Below are 25,156 nucleotides of genomic sequence, written 5' to 3' on the forward strand. Positions count from 1 at the left end.
TTATAAATAGTTTTGATTCTGGTTTTCATTAATAAACCTGAATTTTATATCTTCAACTCCGTCTAAAGCTTCAATCTCCTTCATCAATCCCATAATATCATTTTCTTTCCGAAGCTCAATCCAGTAATATCTTTCGAAAGAATTACCATTGGAGGTTTCACCTGTTGCTTTTAGCGTTTTAAAGTCAAACAATACATTATATTTACAATATGTTTCCAACAAAAGAGCAATCTCCTTTTCCTGCCGGAAAGTACTATTCTGGGTAAACTGCAATTGGTACTCGGCTACTTTAAGAGTACTGAGAGGGGAATATTTAAAAATAACAGCTATTATACAAAATGTAACGGTCCCGATAATTGCCATAACAACACCAAATACTCCACAAGAAATCCCGATCATAATTATGGCAAACATAAAAGCGATATTTCTTGGGTTTCTTATGTTTGTACGAAACCGTATCATGGCTAATGCTCCCATTAATCCCAATCCTCTGGCAAGGCTGTCTCCAATGGCCATTACTATTGTAGTAGAAACCACCCCTATAAAAATGAGTGACTGGATAAATTTATTGGTATCCGGATTTTTTTGTGTTGTGATCTCATACGTGAAAGCAACTAACGAGCATAAACAAAAGCTTAAAATGATAATAATTAAATTATTCATTATGCTTGGCTCACTGCTGTTTGATTTTAACAATTCTAACATTATTTGTGTTTTTTAAAAAATTCTAAAGAAAAATAGTCTTTGATTTTATTAAGGCAGTTCTTACGCAGAAAGAAAAGTATTGGACACTTTTCCAATACTTTTCAACTAAAAGATTAATCTGTGTGATACCTACAAGAAAATCGTATTATAAAAGACTATCCTTTATCCAGATAGCCTTTTTTTGTTTTATTTAAATTTATTTTTTGATAATCTTGAATGTTTCTGCTTTATTATCAGCATCAACGATCCTCATAATATACATTGCTGTCGGCAAATAAGATATATTAACTATATTCTGTTTTTGCTTTAACCTGGTAGTGAATTCCAGCTTACCTGATAAGTTATAGATATAAACTGCAGAATTCTCAACAGGCATATCAATATGAAGTTCTGAAGAAACAGGGTTTGGATATACTTTAACATTTGCTTTCGGCTCAATATCTATTTTATCATCCTTTTCTTTTTCCTTTTCTTCTTTAGGTTCTTCAACAGTTGTTTTAGCAGTTGAGTTATCACTGTTAATAAGTACCGCTTCCCAACTTTGTGGCAATGCATTATCAAGATCATTGTTAATCAGTTTCAGATAATACCCCTGTCCGTTTGCCTGAGTAGGCCATGGTGAATTTTTACTGTAAGTAACCACATCTGCTACACTTCCCGTTGCATCCTTGAATGTTATTGTTTCTCCGTCGTTATTAAGACTTCCACTGGTCCACTGATATTTCGGAAGATTGTTGAATCCTGTAATCAGAGAAGTGTTTTTTACCAGCATCATGGTCTGATTTGGTGCTAAAGTGGTTCCTGCAGGGAATATATAATTTATAGCATCTGAAATCGTGTAACCCGTTAAATCCAAAGGTTTGTTTCCTGCGTTGCTCAACAATAAGAACTCCGCATCAGAATTATTCTGAGGTCTGTAGTTAATTCCTGAAATCACCAGTTTACTTGCAGCTGCTTTTGTAACTTTCACAGCCTGATATGTGATAGGTCCCCAATTGTTCGTGGTAAATGCTCTTGAAACTATGGTATAATTTCCTACAGGAAGCAAAAATCCGGTATTGTATAATTTTGCATCCGGAGAAACAACGCCATCATTGCCCATAGGATCGGTTCCGTTAATGGTGTAATATACCTGTGTCCCTGAATTTGGATTTGTAATGGTTACAGGTGTTTCATCAATAATGTCTGCTGCACAGTTAATGGTTGTTTTGGATAGCGTGTGGGCAAGCCCGTTTGAAAGCCATTTTGCGATGTTATAATTTACCCGTTCCGGCATTTCATTGATAATTCTTGTATTGCTTTGTTTCCATAAGTTATACGTGTTGCTGCTAAAGGCCAACCACGCAGCATCCACTTTATAAATTAAATCCAGTTCCTGTGCAGCACTTTGCACTTTTGCCTGTAAAGAAGCAGCTGTAAGCGGGGCCCCGTCTGTCTGCATCTGCATAAGAACCTGGTCTTTTACCAATGTTTTAAACTCAAGATTTCCATTGTTTCCAATAAAAGGAGAAAACAATGTTCCCGGGCCGTGCAGTCCATACCCATAATTATTCCACTTTGTAGTGTATGTTCCTCCATTTACCGAATTTTGTTTAAAAAATCCTCCATCCGTATCATTGATCATGAATCTGAATTTTGTAAAATTAGGCGCCTCATTATGTCCTATTGCGATAGCTTCGTTCTCTGTATCTCCCATCATATACATCAGCATAAACTTGATATAATCATCCACATCTACTTTTTGCTTGAAAAGCTGGAAGTTTTTTGAAGCTGCTGCATTTCTCACTTCATTCCATTTTTGAGGATCTCCTTCTCCTGAGTATACTACACCAAAAGACCATAAGCCATCCTGCATATTAACACTGGTGTAGTTTTCGCCGTCATCTCCAAAATATTCTTCCATATTTTGTCTTGAGAAATCATCGCGAATGGTTTTAATCCCTTTGTAAAGACCGTTTACATACAGATGTACAAACTTTGTATTCAACGCAAACTTGCCCATCTGCTTCTGGGTATTCATAAATATCTTCTCACTGAAACGCGAATATCCTAACCCAAATACATTTCTTGACGGCCCGTCCTGCCCTTCTTTTAACTGGATAGAATTAAACTTATTGGATGGCGGATAAAGATCTCCCGGAATCGCTTCAAAAAAATTATATTCCGCCTTCTTTACATTCCATTCTTTACTAAATTTAACCTTAATTCCCGGGTTAGGCCCATAGCCAGAGCTTTCCTGACCAAATATTGTAACCCCTGAATTACTGTAAAAGGTTTTGTTATTAGAATTAATATTATTGTCTATATATTCAAAAGAACTTCGCTGATAAATACTGCTCGTCAGGGAATTGTTTATCGACAGGGACACAATTGGTATCTGGGATAAGCTCTGTGCATATTCAGACGCTGTAATATTATTTTTGTATTCCCACCCTGTTTCACTGGCAAACCCATCGGATAAAAAGTAAGAATTTGAGATAACTCCGGAATTATTACCATTCGCATCATACGCATAATATTTCACTACCGAATTTTTGTTGATGGGAATTGGCCCTGTATAAACAGTCCCGATTGTTTCGGACGGGAAAACCCCATTTACAGTGTACCTAATTGTAGAACCCGAAGGTGCCGTGATGGAAAGGTTAAAGCCTGTGGGATAAACTCCTCGTTTATGGCTGATTCCTGTTATCAGATTAAGTTTTGAAAGCTGATTGGTCTTATTATAGGAGTCTTTAATAAAACTTGCAAAAGCACCTGAACCGTCCTGCATCCTTCCATAACTTTCATTAAACGACATTTCCGGAAAGTCTACATAATCCTGCTGAATAACTGTTCCGTTAACTTTTCTTGATAAGTATAATTTCTCTCCGGAATTTTTTAACTTTAAATTCAAATGCCCGTCTCCGGCTTCCGGTGATTCGTCTGCAGACATTACTAAAAATCCTTTAGCCGGAATACATAAATTTTTAAGTTCGTGAAGTGTTTTGTTTCCATTTTTATTTGAAATGTAAACGCCACTGTTTTCATTATTAAAGTACACGGGGTAATTATGATTATTATAAAGCTCAATCCAGTCTTCTTCCTGGCTCAAAGTTCCCTGAGAAGACACTTCATTAATATACAGTTGTGTCATGTTGGCAGGATTTTGCTCTATACCTTCTATTGTAAGCGGTTCTGTGGTACCAGCTAAAGCAATCTTCAATTTAGGCTGTAAAAATTCACTTGAATTTCTGGAATGGGTAATCATCGAGCCTTCTACTGTTTCAAATTTAAAAGCTAAATCTTGTCCTGATTTCCATCCATCTAAAATATTCTGGTGAATAATATTTTTCAAATTAGGCGTTTTATAAACAGGCTGATTGAAAGCATTGTTTTCACTCACAGCATTCCATTCTTGTTGAATAGTAGTATAATCTCTGTTTGTAATTGAATTTCTTACTGCTGTATAAACCTTTGCATCTCTTAATTCTGATGAAATCTTAATTTTTACAGGAGTCGTGGAATTCCCGTATTTATAAAATTCAATCCATGCACTTACTACTTTTGCACCTTCAGGAATACAAACATTATCAAATTTCACGGTATTGATTTCTGCGTTTGCTCCTGTATTAAAGCTAAGAAGCCCATTTAAGTTTACATTTCCTGTTGAAATATTCTCTGCGGCATCATTGTCGGAATTAGCTACGTAATACATCGTTTCTTCATCATCAATCTGAATAGGATTCGCTGTAGAGCCAACTATTACGTTATTTGTATATTCAATAACCAGGCGGGGCTGTAGAAGTTCGTTCCCGTTTCTTGAGAAAACATTCAATGGAGACGTAGACTCCGGCAGGGATTCAAATTTAAATGCAAGACTTTGTCCCGGCTGCCATCCTTTCGATCTGTTTTCATCAATAATCAAACGTAAATTCGGAGTTCTGAATTTTTGTTCATGCTGAGTAGGAAAGCTTAAATTAGCAGCAGAAAATACAACCTGATTGGCAGAATAATTTCTTCCGGTTACCTGATTTGCAGTGTTGGTATAAACCGACGGATTCCCGATTTCTGTATTGATTTTTATTTTGGAACCGAAAGTATTGGTAGTTCCATAGGAAGAAAATTCAATATAAGCATCGGTAATTTTCGCATTTGTGGGTATATCAATACCATCGAATTTTATCGTATTTGTTTGTGGAACTGAAAGAGTACCCCCGCTTAACGATACTACGCCCAAATTAGCATCAACACTTCCCAATGCAAGATATTGTGTCGCATCATTATTAGTAAGTGCGGTATATCTTGTTATCTTTCCTTGTGCAGGCATTGCTCCCACGCTTGGTCCCTGATTGTTATTTAAAAATTCAACAACCAAACAAGGTCGGTAGTTTGCAGATCCATTGGCAGACCATGCATTGGCAATCCCTCCATTTCCTTCTATCAAAAATGCCATGCTTTGACCAGATTGCCATCCTGCCAAACGGTTTTCGTCTATGATTTCTTTTAGATTGGGTGATGTTTGCTTTGTATTGGCGACATTCCATGAGTTTGTTATCCCCCAGTTTACCTGTCTTTGAGAGTATTTTCTTGAGGTAATATTTTGCCTGGTCGTATTGTATGCCAATGAATTTCCCAATTCTGTCCTAAACTTCAGCTCGGCATTAGCGGCATTGCTTCCATAAGAATACAGCTCAATATAAGCATTGACAATTTGTGCATTGGCTGGTATTTGTACGTTATCAAAACGGAGCGCTGTTATTTGGGGAAAAGGTCCTGTTTTTCCTCCCAATTCCAAAACACCACTATCTAAATACATATCGCCACTGGTAAGTATCTGCTCCGCATCATTATTTCCACCGGATATCACTACACTTGCAGACCCTGTTGCCGACCAATAGTCAATAACCAGCGTCGGGCGATATCCTGCAGGCGCCGAAAAAGATTTTACGGTAAAAGATCCCTGCTCATTTCCTGTAAGGCGGAAAGCGATATTTGCATTAATAATTCCCAAAGGAAACATTTGCTGCAATAAAGCCTTCAGTTCCGGTGAATTATATTGTTGATTTACAACACAGGTAGTGGTTGTCCAGTTTACTGATGAAGAAGTATAGATTCTGGATTTAATATTAATACCTGTGGAGGCAGGATAAGGAAGTGAGCTTCCGATTTCTCCTTTAATATTAATGATAGTACCGGAATTACTTGCCTCATCTCCATAAAATACAATATAGGCATTGTTGATAATAGCATCAGAAGGAAGCGTAACTCCTTCGAAACGTAAAAAGGTTTCCTGAGAGCTTGCTCCGTCTTTGCCATGCAATTCTAAATCTGAACTTGTGAAGTTGGCTGTATTGTTCTGACTAACTTCTACATCATTATTCTGACTGCTTATTTCAGTTTTAGCCTGATTTTGGGCTAAAACAAAAATATTGCAGCATATGAATAACAACATACTAATTTTTTTTCTCATCTTTAAATAACTTAGTAAGGGAATAAAGGAGAAATTTGATTTTCTCCTTTATTGAGGAACAGCAATGCTATTCCATTTTTTTGTATATAAATATTTGTGTTTTTAGGTAAGCTGTTTAGTTCCCATATACCTGAACATTATGCAGTGCCCATGCGAAAACATTGGTAAAAAGCTGGGCAGTTGCCACATCACTATTATCCCCATATTTATCTCCAAAAATAAAAACTCCGGAATTATTGTCTATATTGGCAACCATAAGGTTTCTGGAACTATCACTAGTCCTTACACCATATTTCACTGTACCTGCTACGTTAGTTGCAATAAAAGCCTGATTAGATGCTTGTCTTGGAACAGCAGTAGGGGTCGTATAAGGAAGGGTATATCCTGTTGGAGCTACCAAAACCTGGCTTAAGTTAGAAGGAATAACGGTTGCTGTACCACTAGCATCTGCTTCAACAAAATACCCTAATGCTTCAGAAAATTGAAGTTCATTGATTTCGTCACCCTGATCAATTAAAATCCCTCTTCCTGAATTTACCCAGTCTTTTATCAATGATACAGTACCACTGTTATATTCACCACTATTGCGTCCGTTAAGATATACAATGGAAGCATTAACCAGAGCATCACTTACCGCAATTGCTGAAGTAGGGCTTACACATTTCACCTCAATACTCTGCGTACCGGCATATGATAATGCAGAACCAACCGATCCTCCTGCTGGGGCAGCTCCGCCGGTAAGCCAACTACCTATTTTTCCGCCGGCGTTACCGGAACTATGATTGCAGCCTGTGATTAAGCCGGTTTCCTCATTGCTTCCGTTAATATTTACAACTACTAATTTGGATGTTGATCTGGTAAGAAATCTTACAGCCACATTGGTACAGATGATTCCATTTGCATCAGTAATTGTAGGCTTTATCGTAACCGTTGCATTGTACGTTCCTACAGCACCCGGTGTACCACTGCTTGGATATAAGATAACATTTTGGTTTCCAAGGCTTGTAAAACTTCCTGAGGCAATAAATGTGATCCCGTTTACCGTAGCCGTATAGCTGTAAACTCCCAATTTTGTAACTCTTACAGGTATGTTAATATAAATATTTTGCTGAGATATCGGTTTGTTGATATCATATGCTCCTGATACAGAAATAAGACTACAGTCTGTAAAATCTATATTCCCCTGCTCCTGGCCGCATAGACTTTTCCAGTCGCCTTTAGCATTTGTGGTGTCCCATACCCATATATCATAACAATTGGTTGTTGTATTGAAAATTGTTAACCCGTTTTCTGAAGCTCCCGGAGCAATATTATCTCTATCTGTGGAGCTAAGACGTGTTAATAGGGTGCCGGTATTCCTGTTTTTAGAAACTACATCGAGGGCAGATTTTGGATTTGGAGTTACTGTGTTAACGCCTACCTGTGCATTTGCTGAGGACATGGCTAATGCCATAGCCACAATTAATAATTTTTTTTCGATCATAATGGTTTTATTTTTTAAAGAAAGCGCAAATATAAGTGTAAAATCTAAAGCAAATTATTGCAATTTAAGTGAATACTCATAAGGATTCAATTATTTAGCAAATAAAATTAATTCATTGAATACCAATAACATAAATAAATATTTTATAAAATCACTTATCCTCAAAAGTTTTTTTAACTTTGCATCCCTTAATCAAACAACACAAATGTCAGATCAAATTATCACAAAACCGCAAGTGCCTTATCTTGTCCAAAATGAAAATTCAGTTCGTAAAAAATTCTTAATACAATTTCTGTACTCTTTAATATTTATATTTATTGTTTTCGAGATCATATATTGGGTATTCGATTTAATGCTTCTATTTATAATCAACAGTATTGGCATTATCATTCATGTTTTACTTTTAATTTACTTTTACAATTTTAGTTTTACAGTTATTAAGCCATTTACCAATCTTTATTTAATTTTCATCTCTATTTTCATTACTATATTTGTTATATTACTTTGGAAAGTTGAATCGATAATTTTCATGTGGTATATTCTTATACCTTTGGGAGTAATAAACCTCTTCTCATACAACGCTGCTATAAAATGGGGCATTTATATTTTAGCAATGACTATTTTGGTTTTTATTATACCTTTTCATCAATATTATCATCTAAAAATAGCGGATCAGCAATTTATTACCTATTTTACTGTATTTACTTTTACAAGTATATTCTATCTGGTCTGTTTTATCATTTATTTTAATGAGAAAATTTTCAGGAATAGCCGACAGTGTACAATGGTAGCAGAAGCTGATAAAAAGAATTTCGAATCTGAAAAAAAACCATCAAGCATAGCGTTTTCAGCAGATGAGGAAAATAATAAGTATAATGAATTATTTGCTGAAATTAAGGCGTATTTAGAAAAAAACAACCCTTTCAAAGATCCTGATTTTAGTATACAACAGCTCGCAACTGAGCTGAACAGCAACAGCACTTATATATCACGTGCCATTAATATGAATACAAATATGAATTTTAAAACATTTATCAATAAGTACAGAATCAATCAGGTAAAGCAAGACCTAAATGACATTGACAGCAATAAATATACGCTCATGTATATATATACCAGTGCAGGTTTTAAATATCAATCTACTTTTAATAAGGTATTCAAACAAATAGAGAATATCACTCCTTCTGAATATATCGCACAAAAAAATAAAGATGCAGTCGGAAATATTCCAGAATAAAATGGTTAATACATCTTTTCAGATTTGATAATATGCAGCTAAATCTTTTTTAGGCTGGAAATAAAAACTCCGCCGAAATAGCGGAGTTAGGTTAAGTTAATTGGTAATGAAATTAGTTATAGTGTATTGCTTTATCAAGCTCTATGGGATTGTTGTTTTTCTTAATGTTTTTCTGCATCATTTCAGAAAGTTCTTTGAATTGTTCAGGACTTTTTACTTCAATTCCCATCACCATAAAACGAGCGCCGGGATTGGTGTTATTTTTATAGTGTTCCTTAAAGGTGTGCAATGGATCATTATAATAATCCAACATCATTTTCTTAAGCCTGGATTCCGGGATTTTGATGGGCTTCTGTCCTCCAAAGTTTTCAAGAATTCCCAGTGTTTCATAGGTTTTGGGAAGCTTGTAGCTTTTTACCAATGAAAATTTGAAGTTGTCTTTTTCATCGTAAATCTCAAAGATCATTCCCGGCAAACCTTTGAATTTGTAAGGTCCCTCATGAAGGCTGATCTCTTTAGTAAACCATGCAGTCCAGTTTCTGCCTCCGTATTTCGCTGTGGCTTTCTGGAGCTTATAACCTCCGATCATTTTTGTTTCATCGGCAAGATTCCAGTTTATTTTATCATTGGTTTCGACAACGAACATATTCTGAATCATAATGTAATTTGTGTTTATATTCGAATTTTTCTTTCTCGTGATCGCAGGAGTATCGTCCCAAACCACGTTATTTTCACCTCTTGTTTTATTGATCGAATCAGCGACTACAAAATCATAGTTATAGAATTTCACGTCTTCCGGATTTACATCCAGCACCATGCTTACTTTTCTTTTTTCCGTTGATGAGGAATCTGTTTTAAAATGATATTCATAAATAAATCTGTGCGTTTGTGCACTCAGTGATAAGCTGAACATTATCATTGCAAGGAGAAATTTTTTCATAGTAATAGTTTATATTTTGCTAATTATTTTTTATTTCAGGATAGCGAACCGCTTTATCAAGTTCGATAGGATTATTATATTTTTTGATACGTTGTTGCTTTTCAATGGCGTACTGTCGAAGTTCTTCCGGCTTGTAAATTATTCTTCCATCCTCCAGTGCCAATTTATTATCCTCATTAATTGCAATCTGCCCGCTGTTGATAAATTTTATAGGATCATGATAATAGCTCAACAGCATCGACTGGTATTTTGAATAAGGAATTTCTACTCCTCTTGCTTTCGCATTTTTATAGAAACTGATGAATTGTGTATCAACAAAATTTTCAGATTTATTGAGCGAAAAATGATAATTCTCTTTATCATCGTAAATTTCAACGATCAGTCCGGGCAATCCGTGAAATTTGTAGGGACCTTCCTGAAAAGGAATATCTTTGGAAAACCATGCGATCCAGTTTCTTCCTCCAAATTTTGCCGTCGCCTTCTGTAGCTGTAAGGACGATGTTCTTTTAGTTTCCTTTTCAATTTTCCATGAGATTTTCGGATCATCTTTCAATTGGTAAATATCAAAACTCTGGATACTGTAAAGAGTATACTGCCTGGTTTTAATTTTTTTACTCATAAGATCGTTAGCTTTCCCGCTGAAAGTTCTTAATCCTGAAGCTTTTTCAATAGAATCGCTTACAAAAAAAGGGCGTTCATAATAAAATGTTTCATCCGGATTGATATCAAGATAATAGTTTGATTTCCGCACTTCGGTTGATGCGGAGTCTGGTCTGTAAACAACATAATAGACAAAACGGTGGGTCTGTGCAGTTACTGAAACAGCAAATAATATGATAATATGAAGGAGTTTATTCATAGTAATATTTTTTACAAATATACATATAAAATAGAACCTTGCAATACATAATACTAATTTTAACACTTTATTATTAAATTGGTTTATATGAAATAAAAAAATCCCTCTTCTTTCGAAAAGGGATTTATTATCATAGCACGCTTCGACTGTGCTCAGCGTTTGGAAACTCAATTGTGAGAACCGGAAAGCTTCTATCAATCAGACTTCCATTTTCCGGGATAATTATCACACTTTAATTTCAACATCTACACCTGAAGGCAGTTCTAATTTCATTAGAGCATCAACAGTTTTAGAAGAAGAAGAGTAGATATCCATCAATCTCTTGTGAGCTGATAACTGGAACTGTTCTCTTGCTTTTTTGTTTACGTGCGGAGATCTCAACACAGTGAAGATTCTCTTATTGGTTGGCAATGGAATCGGTCCGTTTACAACAGCACCGGTAGCCTTTACCGTTTTTACGATTTTCTCTGCAGATTTATCTACCAGGTTGTAATCGTAAGATTTAAGTTTTATTCTGATTCTTTGTGACATTTTAATCTAATTTAATATTAACCTTTAGCCTTAGCGATTACTTCTTCAGCAACGTTTGTTGGAGCAGCTTCATATCTTTCGAATTCCATAGAAGATGTTGCTCTACCTGAAGATAATGTTCTAAGAGAAGTTACATAACCGAACATTTCGGATAGCGGAACGAAAGCTTTGATAACTTTAGCGTTATTTCTATCGTCCATACCGTTTACAGTACCTCTTCTTCTGTTAAGGTCTCCTACGATATCACCCATATATTCTTCCGGAGTTACAACTTCCAGTTTCATGATGGGTTCCATGATTACTGCTTTAGCTGCTCTACCAGATTCTTTGAATCCCATTTTAGCTGCTAATTCGAAAGATAGCTGATCCGAGTCAACCTGGTGGTAAGATCCGTCTTTCAATACGATTTTCATTGATTCAACCTCAAAACCAGCCAAAGGACCGTTCTTCATTGCTTCTCGGAAGCCTTTCTCAACCGAAGGAATAAATTCTTTTGGAATGTTACCACCTTTAATTTCGTTGATGAATTCAAGGCCTGTTTTTCCTTCGTCTGCAGGACCTATAGTAAACACAATATCTGCGAACTTACCTCTACCTCCTGATTGCTTTTTGTAAACCTCTCTGTGGTTGGCAGTTTGTGTAAGTGCTTCTTTGTATTCTACCTGTGGCTGTCCTTGGTTAACTTCTACCTTGAATTCTCTTCTCATACGGTCTACGATGATATCCAAGTGAAGCTCACCCATACCGGAGATGATTGTTTGTCCTGAAGCCTCGTCTGTCTTAACCTGGAAAGTAGGATCTTCTTCAGCCAATTTAGCCAAAGCGTTACCCATTTTATCCTGGTCAGCCTTAGTTTTAGGCTCAACAGCGATACCGATTACCGGATCCGGGAAAATCATTGATTCAAGAACGATTGGGTTCTTTTCATCAGATAAGGTATCTCCTGTTTTAATATCTTTAAATCCTACAGCTGCACCGATATCTCCAGCTTCGATAAACTCAACCGGATTTTGCTTGTTTGCGTGCATCTGATAGATTCTGGAAATTCTTTCCTTGTTTCCTGATCTTGTGTTTAAAACATAAGAACCGGCATCCAATCTACCTGAATATGCTCTGAAGAATGCTAATCTACCTACGAACGGGTCAGTAGCAATCTTAAATGCTAATGCAGCGAATGGCTCATCTACAGATGGCTTTCTTTCGATTTCAGCGTCAGTTCTTGGATCTGTACCTGCAATATTATCCTTATCCAATGGAGAAGGAAGATATTTACAAACAGCATCAAGCATGAACTGTACTCCTTTGTTTTTGAAAGAAGAACCACAAGTCATAGGAATGATAGAAAGATCAATAGTCGCTTTTCTTAATGCTTCGTTGATTTCTTCTTCAGAAATTGAATCCGGATCTTCGAAGAATTTCTCCATCAAAGTCTCATCATAATCAGCTACGGCTTCTACTAATTTCTCTCTATATTCAAGAACCTCATCCTTCATGTCTTCAGGAATCGGAACTACTTCATAAGTAGCACCTTGTCCAGCTTCATCCCAGATGATCGCTCTGTTTTTAATTAAGTCTACAACTCCTTTGAAGTCTTCTTCAGCACCGATTGGTAAAACGATTGGAACGGCGTTGGATCCTAACATTTCTTTTACTTGTTTTACAACGTTCAAGAAGTCAGCACCTTGTCTGTCCATTTTGTTTACGAATCCCATTCTTGCCACTTTGTAGTTGTCAGCAAGTCTCCAGTTTGTTTCAGACTGAGGCTCTACTCCATCTACTGCAGAGAATAAGAATACAAGACCATCCAATACTCTTAAAGATCTGTTTACTTCTACGGTGAAGTCAACGTGTCCCGGTGTATCGATGATGTTGAAGTGGTAAGGTTTTGTTTCAGGTAATTTTTTTCCCTGATCTGTTGGGAAATTCCAGTTACAAGTAGTTGCAGCAGAAGTGATGGTAATACCTCTTTCTGCTTCCTGCTCCATCCAGTCCATTGTAGAAGCACCATCGTGAACTTCACCAATTTTGTGGTTGACACCTGTATAGAATAAAATTCTTTCTGTAGTGGTAGTTTTCCCTGCATCAATGTGAGCAGCAATACCAATATTTCTTGTATATTTAAGATCTCTTCCCATTTCAGATTAGAATTTGAAGTGTGAGAAAGCTTTGTTTGCTTCCGCCATTTTGTGAGTATCAGTTTTCTTTTTGAAAGCAGCACCTTCTTCTCTTGAAGCAGCTACTACTTCGTTAGCCAGTTTTAAAGCCATAGACTTATCATTTCTCGCTTTAGAATATTTGATTAACCATTTCATGGCCATAGAAATTTTTCTATCTGCTCTGATTGGCATCGGGATCTGGAAATTAGCTCCACCTACTCTTCTGGAACGTACTTCTACGTGAGGCATTACGTTTGTTAATGCATCTTTCCAGATTTCAAGGGCTGTTTTTTCAGTATCTCCTTTTTTAGTTTCTACAATATCCAACGCATCATAGAAAATTTTGAATGCGATTGACTTCTTACCGTCAAGCATTAAGTTGTTTACAAATCTAGTTACCAATTGATCATTAAATTTCGGATCTGGTAACAACGGTCTTTTTTTAGCTTTCGTCTTTCTCATTGTCTTATTCCTTATTTAATGATTATTTTTTCTTTCCTTTTGCTGGTGCAGCTGGTGCCTGACCTGGCTTAGGTCTCTTAGCTCCATACTTCGATCTTCTCTGTGTTCTTCCATTTACACCAGCGGTGTCTAAAGCACCTCTTACGATGTGGTAACGTACTCCCGGTAGGTCTTTCACCCTTCCGCCTCTCACCAATACTATCGAGTGCTCTTGAAGATTATGTCCTTCGCCCGGGATGTAGGCGTTGACTTCTTTACCGTTAGAAAGTCTTACCCTTGCAACTTTTCTTAGCGCAGAGTTCGGTTTCTTAGGAGTGGTAGTATATACTCTCGTACATACACCTCGTCTTTGTGGACAAGAATCAAGGGCAGCCGATTTGCTCTTCTTGGCAAGCGTGGCTCTTCCTTTTCTTACTAATTGTTGAATAGTAGGCATTTAATTGCTTTTTATTTTAGGGTGCAAAAATAATAATATTTTTTTAATTAACAAGCAGTTATACAGAAATAATAATTTTATTTAAAATTTAATTAACAGATATTTACGGTTGCGTCATGATTGTTACTTTAACATTTTTGTTCCACGTAAAGTTCCTTACATTTTCTTTAAGTTTTTCGAGATCATCCTGATCAACCGCATAAATACTTACCTTATCCCTGGCTACACTAATCGGATTATTAATTTTAAGTTCGGCAGCCTTTTTCCAGTTTTCAGGAATATGATTTTGAAGCCAGGCATCATAAATGATGGCAATATTATATTTATTATCAGCAGTATATTGTGTCAGAAAACTTTGAAATTCAGTATCCGGAACTCTTTTATTTTCATTAAAAACAATGGTTTCCACAGAACCCAACCCTGCCGTATCCAGCAAATGAATATCTGTGAAATAAGTAATTGCCCCAATATCGTTGGCTATTACTTTTGATTCATTATAATAAGTGTGAAGAAATTTTGCCGACTGCATTTGCTGCTCATAAATATTTTTCCCTCCGTTTTCAAGCATTTTATGAGCGAACGAAAACTTGTAAATCAATAAAAAAATGTTCATCAATACAATTCCTGCAATCAGCCGTTCACTTTTAATATAGTTCCTGAAATTTCCAAAAAGGCCTTTCAGTTTGGGAATAAGAGCCATTGAAAATCCGGTGAGAATGTATGCTTCGTAACGGAACATTCCTTTAAGATCTGCAAACATTGAATGACAAATCATCAGTAAAGAAATCACGATCAATAAAAAGTTGCTCTTGATAATGTCTTGAAAATGTTTCTCTTTGGAATCTTTTACAATTAAAATAATACTTAATAAAACAGGAAAAAAGCCGACTTTATAAAAACTTACGTTCAGTAAAAAATTATCTAAAAAAATTGTTTTTAACTGATGCGGAAAATTGGAATCAAAGCTGAATTTTGTTCCTTTTACAATAACTGAATTCGGGAATAAATATCCATCCTGCTGATAATTCAGCCAACAAAATATAATGATCGGAATAAAACCTGTTAATAATACAAGGAATGCTTCTCCCCATTTTTTTATCAGAATGAAAACAAAAGCCAAAATCATGAAATAAAACATGCTTTCAAAACGCACCAACCCCATCAATATTAAAGAGAGGTAAAATCCATAAACCGAATATTTATTTTTAAAATTTGATAAACAATAAAGATTTACCACAAATAAGAAAACATGGAAAACATGCTCCATTCCGGACAAAACCTGAAGATGCAAAACCGAAAAGAATAAAGTAAAAAGAACAGCAATAACCGTATTCTTACTGCTATTAAATATTCCTGAAAAATACCGGTTTAAAAAATACACCGTACCCAAACTAAAAACAATATTAATATAGATTGAAAGCTGATCGTTATTTCCGAAAATTCTGATGAGAACACTCAAAAAATAAGTAAAAAGCGGCGATGAAGATGTAGAAGAAAACTGATACTTCGTAACTCCCCAAATATCATAAAGTGCAAAGTTTTTAGCCATCGCCAGGTGAATGTATGCATCATCAATAAGATAAACATAGTTCCCATCCGTTTTAGAAACAGATAATAAATAATATGCGGCACAAACTATAATAAAAACCGCTGCCGAAATTAAAAAACTTTTTTGAGCAGGCTTGGAATCACTTAACATAAAAATTAATTCTAAGAATTTCAAAGATAAGTATCATCAATCATGAATATAGAATTTCGGCATAATATTTACTTAAATTTGTTTTGTAAAAAATAAACTATCATTAATATGAAAAATGCGAACATTATAGGACTTCAGGAAGAAGATTGCAAAAAAATAGCTGAAAAGCTGAATGTACTTTTAGCCAATTACTCCATATTCTACCAGAACACGAGGGGTTCTCACTGGAATATCAAAGGAGATCAGTTCTTTACGCTTCACCCGAAATTTGAGGAACTGTATAACAATCTGGTTTTAAAGATTGATGAAATTGCAGAAAGAATCCTTACTTTGGGTGCAACACCGGCTCACAATTACTCAGACTATCTTAAAGTAGCGACCATCAAAGAAAGCCAGGAAGTAAATGACGCCAACAAAAGCGTAGAAAATATCCTCAACTCATTTAAAGTAGTAATTGATTTGCAAAGAGAACTTCTGGATATCACGGATGAAGCCGGAGATGAAGGAACAAACTCCCAAATGAGCGACTACATCACAGAACAGGAAAAAGAAGTATGGATGTATAATTCTTACTTAGGTAAATAATAAAATTTTACATCTCAATTAAAAAAATCACCTTACATTTAGGTGATTTTATTTTTATTAATTATATTTGCGTATAAATTACACAATCATGCACGACGTTCGATTGAATTCAATTCTGGATAACGATTTCTATAAAATTACCATGCAAAATGCGGTGGTAAAACTTTTTCCAGGCTCTGTAGTAAAATATGAATTTATCAACAGAGGAAAACACCAGTTTCCGGCCGGTTTTGATGCAGCTTTACGAGAAGCTGTCAACAAAATGGCAGAACTGAAACTCACTAAAGAAGAAAAAAAATTCATGGCCAGAACCTGTCCGTATATCGATCTGCCCTATCTTGATTTTCTGGAAGGGTATCATTACGATCCGTCCGAAGTAAAAATTCACCAGAAAGGAAGCGAACTTTCCGTAACCGTAGAAGGACTGTGGTACAGAACAATTCTTTGGGAAGTTCCTCTGCTTGCATTAATCAGCGAGTTGCACTACGAAATGAACCATATGGAAAGAGATTCCAATGAAATCGTGATGAACAGAACCCTTGAAAAGGCTAAAACTCTTGAAAAGCTCGGTGTTAATTTTGCTGAATTCGGAACCCGGAGAAGACATTCACACAGGGTACAGAACCTGGTTGTGGAAGCTTTAACCCAGAATAAAAATTCAACATTTATCGGAAGTTCCAACGTGCATTTTGCGATGAAGTACGGCGTAAAGCCCATCGGCACCCACGCACACGAATGGTTTATGTTCCATGCTGCAGAATATGGCTTTAAAATGGCCAACGAACTGGCTCTGGAACATTGGGTGGATGTATACAGGGGAGATCTTGGTGTTGCACTTTCAGACACGTATACAACTGATGTTTTTTTCAAACAGTTTGATAAAAAATTTGCTAAACTTTTTGACGGGGTGCGTCATGACAGCGGCGATCCGCTCACGTTTGCAGACAAAACCATAGCCCATTATCAAAAACACGGCATCAATCCTTTATTTAAATATATTATTTTCTCCGATGGTTTGAATCTTGAAAAGGTGGAGGAAATCACCAATTACTGTAAAGGAAAAATTGGTGTATCTTTCGGAATCGGAACCAACCTCACCAATGATGTAGGCTTAAAACCTATGAATATTGTGATGAAATTAATTGGTGTTCAGGCACCGAACAAAGAATGGATTCCTACCGTAAAACTTTCCGATGAACACGGAAAATATACCGGAGACCCGAAAATGATCGAACTGGCAAAAGAATTTTTACGTATTAAAGACTAAACCAAATGAAAAAATTCATATTATTAAGCATGCTTTATTTTTTTACCACTTCTTGCTACATTCAAATGAAAGGTGATGATGGAAAACCTGGTGAAGATGGTAAGCCCGCACAAAACAGTTCGGCTGTAGAAAGAACTTCTGGTTTTAATCAAAAACTGGCAGATTCGTTAGGTGCAGACCATTACGGGATGAAGCCTTACGTAATTGTAATGCTCACCACCGGTCGTTCTAAAATTGATGACAAAGCCAAAATGGCAGAACTGATGAAAGGCCATTTAGCCAATATTGGCAAACTTGCCGATGAAGAAAAAATTGTTGTTGCAGGGCCGTTCCTGGAGAAAAATAAGGAAAACTATCGAGGCATGTTCATTTTCAATACCCAGTCAAAAGAAGAAGCAGCGCAATGGGTAAAAACCGATCCTGCCGTTCAGGCCGGCGTTTTCAGCTATGAAATTTTTCCGTGGTACGGATCAGCAGCATTGCCGATGTACCTAAAGCATCATAAGGAAATAGCGAAGGAAAATCCGTAATGCTAAATCTTTGCTGAGTGTTAACGCCTTTGCGAACTTAAAAGCAGCATAATTTGCAAAAATATTTGAGAACTTTGCGTTAAATATATGCATCCCAAATCAACCTCACACAATACGTGAGGTTTTCTTATATTTCTCAAAACAAAACACTATGAAAACCATTGAAGAAGTTCTGAAAAAATTAGACGACATTATCCTTTGGGCAAAGCAAAATCAAAGTCCTGTAGGGTATTTTGCATGTACTTATCGAATCATGACTGCGCAGGTTTTGAAAGGAATCGAGCAGAAAAAGTTTGAGGACAATCCAAGAATGGTACTCCTTGATGTTGCTTTTGCAAATCGTTATCTCCAGGCATGGGAAGCGTATTCCAAAGGAAAAAAATGCACCAATTCTTGGTATATTGCATTTGAAGCAGCCAAGAATAAAAACCTGTTGATTTTACAGCACATCTTCCTCGGCATGTTATCGCTTCGATCAATCAAAAAGTTCAGGATTCATTGAATACAATCTGCTATCCGGTAGACCTGATTGACAAGATTTCAAACGGAAAAGATAATACAGTTCTGGATTTCGCCATTTCAAAAGCCAGGGAAACTTCATGGGCATCAGCTGTCATCACCTCGAACACACCTGGATTTCTTCGGGAATCCGTTATTGGGATTATTGATTATGCCGCAGCAAAAGTCGCCACACAAATTATCAGCCCGAAATTTACAACGTCGGCTTTGCTTAAAGAACTAAAAAAATGCGAAAGTCATGACGTGGCAAAAAATATTGAGATTCTTGCTTCAACAAAGAATGTGTAAACCGATTTTATTTTATTGCTAACTTTTTAATCAGGATAGATTCCATCTTTTCGTACCCTTTTGCAGTGGGATGAATTTCGTCTTCCGTATAGATTTTGTCCAGTCCGTTTCGTAAATCTTTCATTTCGGAATGATAATCTACATACGGAATATTGTGCTTTTTGGCATAATTCTCAATCATCGTATTGAGGGCAATAACCTTTTCCGCAGGATGCATATTTTTTCTCCATCCGAAATCATAGGCCGGAAGAAGTGAGCATAAAACTACTTTAATCTTATTTGCTTCTGCAAGCTCAACCATCGAAACAATATTTCCAAATACTTTATCCAGAGAAATCGGCCCCTGATTTTCTGCAATATCATTTGTTCCGGCAAGAATAATCACACGTTTCGGTTTTAAATTAATAACATCTTCCCTGAATCTCAAAAGCATCTGCGAAGTTACCTGCCCGCTGATTCCTCTTCCTACAAAGTTATGCTTCGTAAAGAATGACGGGTCCGCAGAAAACCAGCCTTCCGTAATGGAATCACCCATAAATACTGTATTCGGAGCTATATTTTGGGATAAAATTTCCCGGTTTTGCTTTTCATATTTAGCATAATTGGCAAAATCCTGTGCTGATACAACGGCTGAAAACATAATGGCTGCGATCGTTAAAAATTTCATTTAAGAATATTTTAAATTTAAATTAATGGAAATCATGAATAATATGTACAAATATACGCTTTGAAACATTCACACTCTTGCCATGAATTAATATTTAAGAAATTTATTCATGAATTAAAACTTACGGTTTCCCGCAAAAGAATTCAGATTTCCTTTTTGTAATTTTGAAAAATGGAGATCATATATTTAATCATCGGATGCAGCGTGGGCGGATTTATCGGCGCGGTCATTCTTTATTTTGCTTTAAAATCGTCGATGGTTCCAAGAAAATCTTTTGACGAGCTCAATAATTTATACATCAAAAGCAATTCCGACCTGGAAAATTCCAATCTCAAGATCCGGGAACTGAATCAAAATATTCTGGAAGATAAGGAACTGAATCTTCAGCACGCTGATTTGTTAAATGATTTAAAGAATGAATTTGCTAAAATTTCAGCGGAATACAGTTCGTTGCACACTCAGTTTTCAGAACAAAAGCTAGTACAGATAAAGCAAACTTCCCAGATTGAAAGTCTTCTGACAGAAAAACAGGCGCTCTATGCCAAAAACTCCGAACTTTCGGCCATTAATGAAAACTTACAGAAATCTCTGGAAACGCAGAAGCAGGAGATCACAAAAATTCAGGAGGAATCGAAACTGCAGTTTGAAAATTTAGCCAATAAAATTTTAGAAGAGAAAGCGGAGAAATTCACTACTTTAAACCAGCACAATCTCAAAACGATCCTTGAACCTTTCCAGGAAAAAATAGCCGACCTTAAAAACCGTGTTAATGAAGCCTATGAAAAAGAAAATAAAGAACGTTTCTCTTTGGCAGAAAAGGTAAAGGAGCTTGCAGAACTGAATCAGCAGATTTCCGAAGATGCCAAAAAACTGACACGCGCCCTGAAAGGCGAAAGCAAAACCCAGGGAAACTGGGGCGAAATGATCCTGGAAAGCATTCTGGAAAAATCCGGGCTGGTAAAAGGGAGGGAATATTTCCTGGAGCACGAGCTGAGAGATGAAGACAACAAAGCATTGTTTTCAGAATTTTCCGGAAAAAAAATGCGCCCGGACGCTGTGGTAAAATATCCCGACGAACGAAATGTAATCATCGATTCTAAAGTTTCCCTCACCGCTTTTACCGAACTTGTGGATGAAACTGATCAGGACGTATACCGCATAAAGCTGAACCAGCATCTTTCATCCATCAAAAGCCATATTTCCCAATTAAGCCAGAAAGCTTACGATGATTACGGAAAATCGCTCGATTTCGTGATGATGTTCATTCCGAGCGAACCGGCTTATATTGCAGCTATGCAAGCGGATCAGGATCTTTGGAATTATGCGTACGAAAGACGGATCTTATTATTGAATCCAAGCAATCTCATTACTTCATTAAAGCTGATCTCGGATCTTTGGAAACGTGAATACCAGAACCGGAATTCTATGGAAATTGCAGACCGCGGAGCACGATTGTATGACAAGTTTGTAGGTTTTATCGATAACCTGGAAAAAGTTGGGAAGAATCTTGATTTGGCTAAAAATGTTTATAACGAAGCTTTTAAACAGCTTTCTACCGGAAATAACAATTTGGTTCTTCAAACTCAGAAACTAAAGCAGCTTGGCATAAAAAATAAAAAAGAACTTCCTCAGAGTCTTATCGACAGTTCGCAGGTACAGCTGGATATTTCGGAGGAGTAAACAGAAAAAGGATTCAGAAGAATCTTAAAGATTTTACCTAATTTTGCAGCATGTTAATAGAAAGCTTTCAGAACGAAAAGGTAAAATACATTACCAAACTCCTTACTGATAACAGATTCCGAAAAAAATCGAATCTTTTCGCAGTGGAAGGTCAGCAGGAAAACAATCGGGCACAGATATTTGGTTTTGAGCCTATAGAGTTTTTTATCTGTGAAAGTATTTTCCAGCAGGAACTTCCAAAAGGCAAAGTACATCTGATAAGTGACAAAGTATATGAAAAAATAGCCTATCGCGGAAGCTCGGAAGGAATTATTGGTGTGTATAAAACAAAAGAAACCGATTTATTTTCATTTAACCCTCAAAAAGATTCTACCCTTATTGTGGTGGAAGGTGTTGAGAAGCCCGGGAATTTAGGTGCAATTTTAAGAAGCTGTGAAGCTTTTGGGATTGACGGACTTATTGTTTCCGACGGAAAAACAGATTTTTACAATCCGAATGTGATAAGATCGAGCGTAGGCTGTCTTTTCGGGATGAATGTTTTCCAGGCAGAAAACGGGCAGACCCTGGAGTTCCTTAAGAAAAATGGGTATGAAATTTACACTACGGTCATGGATGAAAATTCGAAGGATCTCCACACGAGGGATTTTAAAAAAAGATCTGCGGTAATTTTCGGAACTGAACATTCCGGATTGAGCAACTTTTGGTTTGGAAAGGGAAAAAACACGCTCATTCCTATGGCAGGGAGCATTGATTCACTTAATCTGAGTAATGCGGTAGCCATTACCTGCTATGAAACATTAAGACAAAAAAAATAGTTTATTAGCTTTATTGTTATACAGGCATAAAAAAACCGCATCACTGGGTGAGCGGTTCTTTTATTTTTTTTAAAGTGTGCTTTACTTATTTAGCAGCATCTTCTTTTTTAGCTTCAGCTTTAACTTCTTCTTTAGCTACGTTAGCATCAGCTTTAACTGAATCTTTAGCAGCATCAGCGTTAGCTTTTACTGAATCTACAGTAGCTTCAGCTGTAGAATCGATAGCTGTAGTAGCTGAATCAGCAGTAGCGTTTACTGAATCTTTAGCAGCGTCAGTTGAATTAGTTTCAGTTTTTTTACAAGCAACTAAAGAGATAGCAGCGATAGCAGCTACGAATAATGACTTTTTCATAATAAATTAAATTTAATTTTGTTAATATTGTTTTATAAAATCTTTTCTCTGTTCGGTTATTTGAACGAGACAAAGGTATAGCAGATAGAAAATTTGTTTAAGAAAAATAATTGTAATACATTTGTAAAATAGTTTTACAAATAAATACAACTGATAATCAATAATTTAATTATTTTAAAATAAATTGACTGATTTAGATTTATTACACTTTGAGCAGCTGAAAAGGGATGTACAGGCTCAATATCTGAAAGAACATACCCCTTCCTATGATGATATTTCTAAATGGAAGGGAATTGATATCATCTATTTTCAGGAAGACCTTCGAAAAAAAGCGAAAGGAAACATCAGCGAAAAATCTTTTTACACCTATTTTAAAAATTCTCCCGTTACCAAATTACCCAGAATAGATATGCTTAATTTATTGAGTATTTATGCGGGTTACGAATCTTGGTACGATTTTAAAAAGCAGCATCTTTTTGCCGGAGAATTATTAAAGGAGGATGAAGAAATTACTGATGAAGATGTTGTTGAAATTGAAAAAACGGTTACTGAATCACCTATTCTTCCCTTGAGCGAAATTTCCGGTCAAAAACAGGAAACAAAAACCCCTGAAAATACAGATTTACAAAAATCAAATACTGAAAATCAGTTAATTAAGCAAAATGAGAAGTTTCCAACCCGAGATATTACGGAGGAGATCAAGCCGAAGAAAAGTTTCATCAGAAAAAACATCTGGGCTGCTATAACTGCCGTTTTGGTCATTTTGACAGGCCTTCTTGGATTTAAGGACGTTATTTTTTCAAAAACATATAAATATTGCTTCACTGATGCAGATAGAGGTGTTGGTGTAGTAAACACTATTGAAATAAAAGTAATTAAAGAAAACGAATCTCCTATTCTTTATAAAATCAAGCCTGGAGAATGCTTTTATTATTCTACGAAAGATAAAAGCCTTAAAATGCAGATCAGTTCACCGTTTTACGAGTACCTGGAAATCAACAGAAGCCTGGAAAATGCGCCTGATGAAGAAATCATTGAGCTGAAACCGGATGACTACAAGATGGCAGCATATTATTTTTCCATTAAAGATGCCAACGGAGATCCGGAGGAGCTTAAACGCAAAAGAAACCAGCTGGAAAGTTTAATCAGTAAAAATGCTGTTATCTACCAGATTTATGACAATAATATCTATGGAATAGAAAGACTTGATAAACAAAAATACATTACACTGGTGACCACACCGACGACATCCCTAAAAAATTTAAGTGTAATTGAAATGAAAAAAGATAATAACGGAAAAATCATCTCCATCAAATTTAAAATTGCAACAGATGAAAAGAATAAATAACTTTTTGATATTAACAGTTTTGTTCCTCGCATTTGTTTCCTGTAATAATAAAAAGACGGAAATAAGTGATCTGGATAAACTCAGAAACAGCAACAACACAAAAACTTATCCTGCGGTACAGATGGATAGCGCGCAGGCTATTAATTACATCACCAAACAAAAAGTTCAGGAGCTTCTTGACCTTTCAACGCTGTATTTATCCGGAAATAGAAATACCGAAATAGATACTGTGATTTATTCGCAAATGCAAAGCTATTTTCATAAGCCGGACAGCCTTACTTTCAAAAATCTTTTTCATGAGCTGGACAGCCTGAAGGTAAAAACCGTTAAGGTGAACAACCTGGAAGTATATAAGGATATTCAGAGTAAAGATACGCTTGATTTTGCCAAGTTTAGTGTTGAATATTTCGACAATAAGAATAAAACACTGGGAACGTTTGAGAAAAATGCGCAATATATTCTTGTTTCTACACCGAATACGAAAAAGGAGTTTAAATTTTTCTTTCTGAATTTTTATTCAAGTCCTTTATTAAAAAAAGATAGCACATCGGTGGGAGTAACCAGATAATCTAAAGGAATGTCTTCTTCACGGACGTCATCGATATTTTCATCGGGGTTAAAATAATTAACTCCGATTTTTTTTGATTCTTCAGAAATATGTTCAAAAAAAGCATCATAAAATCCTTTTCCGTAGCCAATTCTGTTTCCCAAAGAATCACAATACAGTAATGGTGTAATGACAAAATCAAAATCTGTAATTCCTGAATCTTCATTGGTGAGGGGTTCGTAGATTCCCCACTGGTTTACAGCAAATTCCGTATCCTTAAAAATTTCCACGGAAATAAGCTTTGTATCAATTATTTTAGGAACGAAAACGCTGATGTTGCGGCTAAAAAAATAATCTGTAAAAAGCCGGGTATTAATTTCTTTGAATTGATGAATCGGAATGAAAATGTGAACCTTTTGTTGTGGTAAAGGTCTAAAATATTCAATAAATTTTTTTAAAATGTCTTCCGACTGCTGAAAGATTTCTATTTCAGAAAGAGATTTTCTTTTTTCTAAATATTTTTTTCTAAGGTCAGATTTTTTCATGTTTAAATTTATAAAAAGATAGCGCTCCTACGGAGCGCCATTTTATTATTTTCACA

The 25,156-nt window shown here is 36.0% G+C and carries 21 protein-coding genes and 1 pseudogene; 9 read left to right on the plus strand and 13 right to left on the minus strand.

The window, feature by feature from the left end; genetic code table 11:
• The 3 genes from SOP96_RS15600 to SOP96_RS15610 all read right to left on the minus strand — a co-directional run bounded on the left by SOP96_RS15600 (position 1) and on the right by SOP96_RS15610 (position 7,637).
• A complete protein-coding gene (locus tag SOP96_RS15600) occupies positions 1–705 on the minus strand; it encodes a DUF4956 domain-containing protein (RefSeq protein ID WP_326321830.1) in 705 nt (234 codons plus the stop codon).
• A 196-nt stretch (positions 706–901) separates the two neighbouring features.
• Complete coding sequence (locus tag SOP96_RS15605; RefSeq protein WP_326321831.1) at positions 902–6,136, minus strand: lamin tail domain-containing protein; 5,235 nt, start codon at positions 6,134–6,136, stop codon at positions 902–904.
• 133 nt (positions 6,137–6,269) lie between these two features.
• On the minus strand, positions 6,270–7,637 hold the full coding sequence (locus SOP96_RS15610) for a hypothetical protein (RefSeq protein WP_326321832.1): 1,368 nt from the start codon (positions 7,635–7,637) through the stop codon (positions 6,270–6,272).
• A gap of 784 nt (positions 7,638–8,421) precedes the next feature.
• Between SOP96_RS15610 and SOP96_RS15615 the strand changes: the two genes are divergently transcribed.
• On the plus strand, positions 8,422–8,874 hold the full coding sequence (locus tag SOP96_RS15615) for a helix-turn-helix domain-containing protein (protein WP_326321833.1): 453 nt from the start codon (positions 8,422–8,424) through the stop codon (positions 8,872–8,874).
• Positions 8,875–8,986: 112 nt separating this feature from the next.
• Here SOP96_RS15615 and SOP96_RS15620 read toward each other — a convergent pair whose 3' ends face one another.
• The 7 genes from SOP96_RS15620 to SOP96_RS15650 all read right to left on the minus strand — a co-directional run bounded on the left by SOP96_RS15620 (position 8,987) and on the right by SOP96_RS15650 (position 15,957).
• The gene (locus SOP96_RS15620; protein ID WP_326321834.1) at positions 8,987–9,814 is read right to left on the minus strand and encodes a GLPGLI family protein; all 828 of its coding nucleotides are present in this window, start codon (positions 9,812–9,814) and stop codon (positions 8,987–8,989) included.
• Positions 9,815–9,833: 19 nt separating this feature from the next.
• Positions 9,834–10,673, minus strand: coding sequence for a GLPGLI family protein (locus SOP96_RS15625; protein ID WP_326321835.1), 840 nt, complete (start codon positions 10,671–10,673; stop codon positions 9,834–9,836).
• Between the two features lie 225 nt (positions 10,674–10,898).
• Entirely contained in the window at positions 10,899–11,204 is a 306-nt protein-coding gene (gene rpsJ / locus SOP96_RS15630; RefSeq protein ID WP_002661363.1) for a 30S ribosomal protein S10, read from the minus strand.
• Between the two features lie 17 nt (positions 11,205–11,221).
• The gene (gene fusA / locus SOP96_RS15635; RefSeq protein ID WP_326321836.1) at positions 11,222–13,339 is read right to left on the minus strand and encodes an elongation factor G; all 2,118 of its coding nucleotides are present in this window, start codon (positions 13,337–13,339) and stop codon (positions 11,222–11,224) included.
• 6 nt (positions 13,340–13,345) lie between these two features.
• Entirely contained in the window at positions 13,346–13,822 is a 477-nt protein-coding gene (gene rpsG / locus SOP96_RS15640; protein ID WP_072883914.1) for a 30S ribosomal protein S7, read from the minus strand.
• A 22-nt stretch (positions 13,823–13,844) separates the two neighbouring features.
• Positions 13,845–14,258, minus strand: coding sequence for a 30S ribosomal protein S12 (gene rpsL / locus SOP96_RS15645; protein WP_027381287.1), 414 nt, complete (start codon positions 14,256–14,258; stop codon positions 13,845–13,847).
• 103 nt (positions 14,259–14,361) lie between these two features.
• Positions 14,362–15,957: a hypothetical protein gene (locus SOP96_RS15650; protein ID WP_326321837.1), complete on the minus strand. Its 1,596-nt coding sequence runs from the start codon at positions 15,955–15,957 to the stop codon at positions 14,362–14,364.
• Between the two features lie 108 nt (positions 15,958–16,065).
• On the opposite strand from SOP96_RS15650, the gene SOP96_RS15655 reads away from it, so the two are divergent.
• From SOP96_RS15655 to SOP96_RS15670, 4 genes and pseudogenes are all read left to right on the plus strand, one after another.
• The gene (locus tag SOP96_RS15655; RefSeq protein ID WP_283422065.1) at positions 16,066–16,542 is read left to right on the plus strand and encodes a Dps family protein; all 477 of its coding nucleotides are present in this window, start codon (positions 16,066–16,068) and stop codon (positions 16,540–16,542) included.
• 88 nt (positions 16,543–16,630) lie between these two features.
• The gene (gene pncB / locus SOP96_RS15660) at positions 16,631–17,809 is read left to right on the plus strand and encodes a nicotinate phosphoribosyltransferase (RefSeq protein ID WP_326321838.1); all 1,179 of its coding nucleotides are present in this window, start codon (positions 16,631–16,633) and stop codon (positions 17,807–17,809) included.
• A 5-nt stretch (positions 17,810–17,814) separates the two neighbouring features.
• Entirely contained in the window at positions 17,815–18,339 is a 525-nt protein-coding gene (locus tag SOP96_RS15665) for a YciI family protein (protein WP_326321839.1), read from the plus strand.
• 151 nt (positions 18,340–18,490) lie between these two features.
• Positions 18,491–19,146: pseudogene (locus tag SOP96_RS15670) on the plus strand (DUF5995 family protein).
• Positions 19,147–19,153: 7 nt separating this feature from the next.
• On the opposite strand, the gene SOP96_RS15675 reads toward SOP96_RS15670, so the two are convergent.
• Complete coding sequence (locus SOP96_RS15675) at positions 19,154–19,813, minus strand: SGNH/GDSL hydrolase family protein (protein WP_326321840.1); 660 nt, start codon at positions 19,811–19,813, stop codon at positions 19,154–19,156.
• A gap of 171 nt (positions 19,814–19,984) precedes the next feature.
• On the opposite strand from SOP96_RS15675, the gene SOP96_RS15680 reads away from it, so the two are divergent.
• Both SOP96_RS15680 and SOP96_RS15685 read left to right on the plus strand, forming a co-directional pair.
• Entirely contained in the window at positions 19,985–21,493 is a 1,509-nt protein-coding gene (locus SOP96_RS15680; protein WP_326321841.1) for a DNA recombination protein RmuC, read from the plus strand.
• A 50-nt stretch (positions 21,494–21,543) separates the two neighbouring features.
• Positions 21,544–22,308 (plus strand): RNA methyltransferase, encoded by a 765-nt coding sequence (locus SOP96_RS15685; RefSeq protein ID WP_326321842.1) that lies wholly within the window; start codon positions 21,544–21,546, stop codon positions 22,306–22,308.
• A gap of 85 nt (positions 22,309–22,393) precedes the next feature.
• Here SOP96_RS15685 and SOP96_RS15690 read toward each other — a convergent pair whose 3' ends face one another.
• Positions 22,394–22,660, minus strand: a complete 267-nt coding sequence (locus tag SOP96_RS15690; protein ID WP_326321843.1) for a hypothetical protein — start codon at positions 22,658–22,660, stop codon at positions 22,394–22,396.
• Between the two features lie 184 nt (positions 22,661–22,844).
• Here SOP96_RS15690 and SOP96_RS15695 point away from each other — a divergent pair, with 184 nt between their 5' ends.
• Both SOP96_RS15695 and SOP96_RS15700 read left to right on the plus strand, forming a co-directional pair.
• Entirely contained in the window at positions 22,845–24,008 is a 1,164-nt protein-coding gene (locus tag SOP96_RS15695) for a hypothetical protein (RefSeq protein ID WP_326321844.1), read from the plus strand.
• Positions 23,992–24,576, plus strand: a complete 585-nt coding sequence (locus SOP96_RS15700) for a hypothetical protein (protein WP_326321845.1) — start codon at positions 23,992–23,994, stop codon at positions 24,574–24,576. Before SOP96_RS15695 ends, SOP96_RS15700 begins: the two co-directional genes overlap by 17 nt.
• Here the strand turns inward: SOP96_RS15700 and SOP96_RS15705 are convergent.
• On the minus strand, positions 24,522–25,100 hold the full coding sequence (locus SOP96_RS15705) for a 5-formyltetrahydrofolate cyclo-ligase (protein ID WP_326321846.1): 579 nt from the start codon (positions 25,098–25,100) through the stop codon (positions 24,522–24,524). The two genes, SOP96_RS15700 and SOP96_RS15705, sit on opposite strands and share 55 nt — an antisense overlap.
• Between the last annotated feature and the right edge of the window lie 56 nt (positions 25,101–25,156).

Source organism: Chryseobacterium salviniae, assembly GCF_035819015.1.
GTDB lineage: Bacteria > Bacteroidota > Bacteroidia > Flavobacteriales > Weeksellaceae > Chryseobacterium > Chryseobacterium salviniae.

Bases quoted from the DNA above. Each gene is read 5' to 3' on its own strand.
- SOP96_RS15600 (WP_326321830.1), bottom strand. From the start codon at position 705: ATGTTAGAATTGTTAAAATCAAACAGCAGTGAGCCAAGCATAATGAAT.
- SOP96_RS15605 (WP_326321831.1), bottom strand. From the start codon at position 6,136: ATGTTGTTATTCATATGCTGCAATATTTTTGTTTTAGCCCAAAATCAG.
- SOP96_RS15610 (WP_326321832.1), bottom strand. From the start codon at position 7,637: ATGATCGAAAAAAAATTATTAATTGTGGCTATGGCATTAGCCATGTCC.
- SOP96_RS15615 (WP_326321833.1), top strand. From the start codon at position 8,422: ATGGTAGCAGAAGCTGATAAAAAGAATTTCGAATCTGAAAAAAAACCA.
- SOP96_RS15620 (WP_326321834.1), bottom strand. From the start codon at position 9,814: ATGAAAAAATTTCTCCTTGCAATGATAATGTTCAGCTTATCACTGAGT.
- SOP96_RS15625 (WP_326321835.1), bottom strand. From the start codon at position 10,673: ATGAATAAACTCCTTCATATTATCATATTATTTGCTGTTTCAGTAACT.
- rpsJ (WP_002661363.1), bottom strand. From the start codon at position 11,204: ATGTCACAAAGAATCAGAATAAAACTTAAATCTTACGATTACAACCTG.
- fusA (WP_326321836.1), bottom strand. From the start codon at position 13,339: ATGGGAAGAGATCTTAAATATACAAGAAATATTGGTATTGCTGCTCAC.
- rpsG (WP_072883914.1), bottom strand. From the start codon at position 13,822: ATGAGAAAGACGAAAGCTAAAAAAAGACCGTTGTTACCAGATCCGAAA.
- rpsL (WP_027381287.1), bottom strand. From the start codon at position 14,258: ATGCCTACTATTCAACAATTAGTAAGAAAAGGAAGAGCCACGCTTGCC.
- SOP96_RS15650 (WP_326321837.1), bottom strand. From the start codon at position 15,957: ATGTTAAGTGATTCCAAGCCTGCTCAAAAAAGTTTTTTAATTTCGGCA.
- SOP96_RS15655 (WP_283422065.1), top strand. From the start codon at position 16,066: ATGAAAAATGCGAACATTATAGGACTTCAGGAAGAAGATTGCAAAAAA.
- pncB (WP_326321838.1), top strand. From the start codon at position 16,631: ATGCACGACGTTCGATTGAATTCAATTCTGGATAACGATTTCTATAAA.
- SOP96_RS15665 (WP_326321839.1), top strand. From the start codon at position 17,815: ATGAAAAAATTCATATTATTAAGCATGCTTTATTTTTTTACCACTTCT.
- SOP96_RS15675 (WP_326321840.1), bottom strand. From the start codon at position 19,813: ATGAAATTTTTAACGATCGCAGCCATTATGTTTTCAGCCGTTGTATCA.
- SOP96_RS15680 (WP_326321841.1), top strand. From the start codon at position 19,985: ATGGAGATCATATATTTAATCATCGGATGCAGCGTGGGCGGATTTATC.
- SOP96_RS15685 (WP_326321842.1), top strand. From the start codon at position 21,544: ATGTTAATAGAAAGCTTTCAGAACGAAAAGGTAAAATACATTACCAAA.
- SOP96_RS15690 (WP_326321843.1), bottom strand. From the start codon at position 22,660: ATGAAAAAGTCATTATTCGTAGCTGCTATCGCTGCTATCTCTTTAGTT.
- SOP96_RS15700 (WP_326321845.1), top strand. From the start codon at position 23,992: ATGAAAAGAATAAATAACTTTTTGATATTAACAGTTTTGTTCCTCGCA.
- SOP96_RS15705 (WP_326321846.1), bottom strand. From the start codon at position 25,100: ATGAAAAAATCTGACCTTAGAAAAAAATATTTAGAAAAAAGAAAATCT.